This window comes from Hydrogenimonas sp. (genome assembly GCF_029933015.1).
GTDB lineage: Bacteria > Campylobacterota > Campylobacteria > Campylobacterales > Hydrogenimonadaceae > Hydrogenimonas.
This window is the reverse complement of sequence record NZ_JAOZOZ010000138.1, coordinates 2,661-4,172: the sequence shown is the minus strand read 5'-3', so window position 1 is coordinate 4,172 and position 1,512 is coordinate 2,661. Positions and strand designations below refer to the sequence as shown.

At 59.0% G+C, this 1,512-nt stretch carries 2 protein-coding genes; both read right to left on the bottom strand.

Annotation, left to right across the window (positions count from 1 at the left end):
- Nucleotides 1-239 (bottom strand): nickel-dependent hydrogenase large subunit (locus tag Q1K23_RS08145; RefSeq protein WP_300363698.1); only part of this gene is annotated, 239 nt, incomplete at its 3' end.
- Nucleotides 236-1,474 (bottom strand): hydrogenase small subunit, encoded by a 1,239-nt coding sequence (locus Q1K23_RS08140; protein WP_300363696.1) that lies wholly within the window; start codon nt 1,472-1,474, stop codon nt 236-238. The genes Q1K23_RS08145 and Q1K23_RS08140, both read right to left, overlap by 4 nt.
- Nucleotides 1,475-1,512: the final 38 nt, after the last annotated feature.

The window sequence follows — 1,512 nt, the reverse complement described above, 5'->3', positions numbered from 1 at the left end:
GCGTGCTCCACCGCCTCGATGCTGCGCTGATAGTGGGTCCCGGTACAGACCCCGCAGATCCGCATCGCCAGCAATCCGCAGTCCCGCGGATCGCGCCCTTTGAGAATCGTTTCGATCCCCCGGAACATCGTCGACGAACTGTAGGCGTCGATAATGGTGTTGTTGTCATCGATCACCGCTTCGATACGAAGGTGTCCCTCGATCCGGGTGATCGGGTCGACTACGATATGCTTGCTCATTGATCTTCTCCCTCTTCAGATTTCTTGCCAGCTACGACACTGGCCGCCGCGTGAATGCCGATTCCGATGGCCGTCGCGGTCAGTACCCCCAGACCGAACTCGTCGACGGTCTTTTCCACGCCTCCCGTCGGTGGTTTGATATGGGCATCCGCCATCGGTCTTTCGTAGGCGTATTTGTCCCAGAAGTCGGGCTCGGAGCAGCCGATACAGCCGTGTCCGACGCCGACGGGCCAGTTGACGCTTTCGTTGTAGCGGATGATCGAGCAGTTGTTGAAGGTCATCGGACCCTTACAGCCCACTTTGTAGAGGCAGAAGTTGTTTTTCGCCCCTTCGTCGCCCCACTCCTCGACGAATTCGCCCGCGTCGAAGTGGGCACGTCGTTCGCAGTTGTCGTGGATGCGATAGCCGAAGGCGAACTTGGGCCGCAGCAGCGAGTCGAGCTCGGGAATCTGCCCGGTAAGCACGTAGTGCAGAATCACTCCCACCATGTTGGCCGGGTTGGCCGGACATGCCGGGATGTTGATGATCGGCTTGCCTTTGATCAGATCCATCACTCCCACGGCACCGGTCGGATTGGGTGCGGCTGCCGGCACACCGCCGAAGGTGGCGCAAGTACCCACCGCAACGACCGCTGCCGCGTGTTTTGCCACCTTCAGCAGATGCTCTTCGAAGGTTTCGCCACCCGGTCCAATCGTACACCATTCGCGGCCTGCACCCGTGGGGACGGAACCTTCAACGAAGAGAAGATATTTGTCTTTGAAGGTCTCCATCGCATCGTGCAGCTGCGCTTCGGCCTGATGGCCCGCCGCCGCCATGATCGTTTCGTTGAACTCCAGACTGATGATGTCGAGAATGATCTCGTCGATCTTCGGTCCGTCGCTGCGCAGCAGCGCCTCGGTGTTGCCCGCGCAATCCTGGAGCTCCAGCCAGATGACCGGGACCCGGTTCATCACTTCCGCCGCCTCGGCCACCAGGGGCTCGAAAAAGCTCGGCAGCATCAGCATCGCCGTCGTGGCGCTGACCCACTTCATAAAATCGCGCCGCTCATACCCTTCGTCACTCAGCACTTCGGCCAGTTCGACCCGGTTGCCGAGCGGTTCGAGTCTTTTCAGCTCCGCCAGACGCGCTTTGCACTGCGCGTAGAGTTTCCGGTAGTAAGCGTCACCGCGATTGGTGTCGATTCTGGCACTTTTCGTGGTGAAGAGGCTTCTTACCGCATCTTGTCTGTCCGTCATAGATCACCTCCGAGTGAATAATCATTCACTATTTTAAA

What these genes read in the sequence shown, in the direction of transcription:
- Q1K23_RS08140 (WP_300363696.1), bottom strand. Translation starts at nt 1,474, where the DNA reads ATGACGGACAGACAAGATGCGGTAAGAAGCCTCTTCACCACGAAAAGT.